Origin of the sequence: Allosphingosinicella sp. (assembly GCF_036387215.1) — a bacterium.
Lineage (GTDB): Bacteria > Pseudomonadota > Alphaproteobacteria > Sphingomonadales > Sphingomonadaceae > Allosphingosinicella.
The window spans coordinates 1-4,312 of sequence record NZ_DASVUE010000258.1; the positions used below are offsets into that span (position 1 = coordinate 1).

Annotated in this window: 2 protein-coding genes; both read left to right on the top strand. The window is 66.3% G+C overall.

Annotated elements, in window-relative coordinates; translation table 11 throughout:
- The first annotated feature begins 25 nt into the window (after window positions 1-25).
- Window positions 26-2,374, top strand: a complete 2,349-nt coding sequence (locus tag VF662_RS10535; RefSeq protein WP_464140769.1) for a S8 family peptidase — start codon at window positions 26-28, stop codon at window positions 2,372-2,374.
- 84 nt (window positions 2,375-2,458) lie between these two features.
- On the top strand, window positions 2,459-4,312 hold a 1,854-nt coding region (locus tag VF662_RS10540), incomplete at its 3' end, for a penicillin acylase family protein (RefSeq protein ID WP_464140774.1).

The following is a 4,312-nucleotide window of genomic DNA, read 5'->3' on the forward strand; positions in this document are numbered from 1 at the left end:
TAGAGATATTTGGCGGAGAGTGGGCATGAATGGTCGATTGTCGGCGAAGAAGGCGCTCATATTGTCTTCCTGCGTCCTCGCGCTCGCGCTTGGCGGATGCGGCGGCGGCGGGAGCACCGGCGCTGTCCCGCAGCCTGCGGCTCCACCACCACCACCACCACCTCCCCCGCCACCGCCGCCACCTCCTCCTCCGCCGCCGCCACCGGCGAGCACGGTCAATTACAACGACGCGGAATATCGGCGCTCCAACGGCGCCAACGCCCATAGCGCCATCAGCGCCTACAATCTGGGAGCGACCGGCCGGGGCGTCAGCATCGCGGTGGTGGACAGCGGCATCAACGCCAGCCTTCCCGAGTTCGAAGGGCGCATCCACCCCGCCAGCCAGGACATTGCCGCATCTCGTGGTATCGTCGACACCGAGGGCCACGGCACCGCCGTGAGCGCAGTCGCCGCGGCGGCGCGGAACGGCTCCGGCATCATGGGCGTCGCATTCGATTCGACGATCATGTCGTTCAACACCTCGAGCACCACCGATTGCACCGAGAAAGAGGGCTGCAAGCACAGCGACGGCAACATCGCCCAGGCGATCGACCTTGCGCGCGTGAACGGGGCCCGGGTGATCAACATCTCGCTGGGCGGCGAGGGCGTGGGCACGAGCGTGCTCAATGCACTGAAGCGCGCCACCACCTCAGGGATCGTCGTCGTGATCTCGGCCGGCAACGACGGCAGGGAACCGGACGGCGCGAATCCGAGCCCCTTCGCACTGAACTCGGCTCAGCAATCCGGTAACGGCCTCATCATCATCGCGGGCTCAGTAGGAACGCCGATCAACGGCGACCCCGCGAACGGGACGGATCTCCGGAGCATCTCGGAGTTCTCGAACCGCGCAGGGACGGGAGCGCAATATTATCTGTCCGCGCTCGGCTACCGGGTCATCGCTCCCAACGTGAAGGACGAGAACAAGCTCTATTATTATTCGGGCACATCCTTTGCAGCGCCGGTGATCAGCGGCGCCGCCGCCCTGCTTGCGAGCGCCTTCCCCAATCTGACGGGCGCCCAGATTGTGCAGCTGCTGCTCACGACCGCGGACGACGCCGGCCAGGCCGGAACCGATACGACCTTCGGCCGCGGCATCCTCAACATCACCCGCGCATTCCAGCCGCAGGGGCAAACGACCTTGGCTGGGTCGGCAACCCCCGTCTCCACCACCGGGAACGGCCAGGGCTCGTCCACGATGGGCGACCTCGGTGGGCGCGTGGAGGCAGGCGCGATCATCCTGGACGGCTATTCGCGCGCTTATGCGCTCGATCTCGCCAAGACGCTTTCCACCGCCAAGCTCGAAAAGCCGCTGTCGCAGTCGATCCAGGGGAATTTCCAGACCGCAGCCGCCGCGGCCGGGCCGATGGCGGTCTCGATCACCGTCGACCGCGACCTCAGCAGCCATGCCTCCGTTGGCCTGGCGCAGACCGGCCTCTCATACGAGGATGCGCGGCGGGCGAAGGTTATCGCGGGCTTGGCAGTCAGCCGTATCACTCCAAGCACTGCGGTGGCGTTCGGCATCTCCGAGAGCGGCCGGACGCTTCAGCAGCGCCTGACGGGGCACGCGCAGAACGCGTTTCTCGTAGCCCGCGACCCGATGAGCCGTGCCGGCTTCTTCGCAGATGCCTCGAACAGCGTCGGCGTGCGGCACAATCTCGGGCCGGTCGGCGTCACCGTCACCAGCGAGCGGGGCAAGGTCTGGACCGACGGTCTGAAGCAGACGCTGGCGGATCCGCGTTACTCGATCAGCTCCGTCACCGCCGATCGCAAGGTCGGGCCGGCAACGCTCTCGCTCAGCGCTTCCCGGCTCGAGGAAGAAAGCACCGTGCTCGGCGGCCGGTTCGACTCGGTGCTTACCGGAGCCGGCGCGCGCAGCCATTTCCTCGACGGCACCGCCTCCTTCGAGCTCGGCAGCGGCTGGGGCGCGTTCGCGAGCTACCGCCGCGGCTGGACCAAGCTTCCAGGGACGGGCGGGCTCGTCGACGAAGGCCGGCTTTCGACCGACGCCTGGGCGTTCGACCTGTCGAAGCGCGGCGCTTTCTTCGGCGGCGACAAGCTCGCCGTCCGCGTGATGCAGCCGCTCAGGGTCCGCTCAGGCGGGCTCAACATGATCGTGCCCGCCTCTTACGATTATTCGACGCTCAGCGTCGGATATGAGAACCGCTTCCTGAATCTCGCGCCGCAGGGCCGGGAGATCGACTTCGAAGCGGCCTACAGCGTGGCGCTTCTCGGCGGCGATCTCGGCCTCAACGGCTTCTACCGGAACCAGCCGGGCCACATGGCGGCGATGAAGAGCGACGTCGGCGGCGCCATCCGCTTCACGCTCGGCTTCTAGAAACTCTCCCCCGGGCCGTGCCGGGGGAGCTTGCCAAGCGCCGCGCTTTGCGCCTTTGCTGGGCTCCGCCTGCCGGAGATCCAGATGCTTCCGAAGATCCTTGCCTCACTCGCGCTCCTGATCGGCCTCGCCTCGCCCGCAGCGGCCGCGGAGACGGGCGATCTCGCCCGATGGCAGCGGCAGGCGCAAAGGGTGACGATCACGCGCGACGACTGGGGCATCGCGCACGTGCGCGGCCGCACAGACGCCGATGCCGTGTTCGGGATGATCTACGCGCAGGCCGAAGACGACTTCAACCGCGTGGAGACCAACTACCTCAACTCCATGGGCCGGCTTGCCGAGGCGGAGGGCGAGAAGGCGATCTTCCAGGATCTGAGGATGAAGCTCTTCATCGATCCGGCGGATCTGCAAAGGCGCTACGCCGGCAGCCCAGCCTGGCTGAAGCGGCTGATGGAAGCCTGGGCCGACGGGCTCAATTTCTACCTGCACACCCACCCGAGTGCCCGGCCGCGGGTGATTGGGCGGTTCGAGCCCTGGATGGCGCTGAGCTTCACCGAGGGGAGCATCGGCGGCGATATTGAGCGGGTGTCGCTGAAGGACCTGCAGGCATTTTACGGGGGTGCCCGCACCCGCACCGCCGAGGCGCGGAGCGGCGGCTGGAGCGAGCCTTCGGGATCGAACGGTATCGCCATCGCCCCCTCGATCAGCGCGGGCAGGAACGCTCTGCTGCTGATCAACCCGCACACCAGCTTCTTCTTCCGCTCCGAGCTTCAGATGCAGAGCGACGAAGGCCTAAACGCCTACGGCGCCGCCACCTGGGGCCAGTTCTTCATCTATCAGGGCTTCAACGATCGGCTTGGCTGGATGCACACGTCGAGCGGCGTCGATGCCGTCGACGAGTTCCTGGAGACGACCGTCCGCCGCGACGGCCGCCTCTTCTACCGTTATGGCGGCCAGGAACGGCCGGTGACGACCTCCACCGTCAACGTCCCCTACCGCACCGCCTCTGGGTCCCTCGCCACCCGCAGCTTCGAGGTCTATCGCACACACCACGGCCCGATCATTCGCGAGCAGGGCGGCAAATGGGTGAGCATTGCGCTCATGCAAAAGCCGGTGGAGGCGCTGAGCCAATCCTATTTGCGCACCAAGGCGCGGAACCTTGCCGGTTTCATGAAGGTGATGGAGCTCAAGGCGAACTCGTCCAACAACACAATCTACGCGGATGCGGACGGCACCATCATGTACCTCCACCCGCAGTTCATCCCGCGGCGGGACGACCGGTTCGACTATACGCAGCCCGTCGACGGCAGCGATCCCGCCACCGACTGGCGCGGGCTGCACGCGCTGTCGGAAGCGCCGATAGTGCGCAATCCCGCCAATGGCTGGATCATGAACACCAACAACTGGCCCTATTCGGCGGCAGGGCCGAACAGCCCCCGGCGCGAGGCATTTCCCCGTTACATGGATACGTTCGGGGAGAATGCCCGAGGCATTCACGCCATCCGAGTGCTGGAGAACAGGAACGACTTCACCCTGCCTTCGCTGATCAACGCGGCCTACGATCCCTACCTTCCGGCGTTCGCGCAGCTTATCCCGTCGCTGATTGCCGTGTATGATCAGGCGCCGAATGCAACGAAGGCGAAGCTATCGGGGCAGATCGCACTTCTGCGCGGCTGGGACTATCGGTGGGACGTCTCGTCCATGCCGACTTCGCTTGCGGTGTTCTGGGGCGAGGCTTTGTGGGACCAGATCAACAGGAGCGGCGCCCGCCCCGACATCGCCGGAATGGAGCGGACCACTCCCGAGCAGAAGCTGCAGGCGCTCGCCGCGGCATCGGACAAGCTCGAGCGGGATTTCGGCAGCTGGGGCGTCGCCTGGGGCGACATCAACCGCTTCCAGCGGATCAGCCCCGAGATCGTCCACCCGTTCAGCGATGCG

Excerpts from the sequence above, each read along its gene's own strand:
- VF662_RS10535 (WP_464140769.1), top strand. The coding sequence starts at position 26 with ATGAATGGTCGATTGTCGGCGAAGAAGGCGCTCATATTGTCTTCCTGC.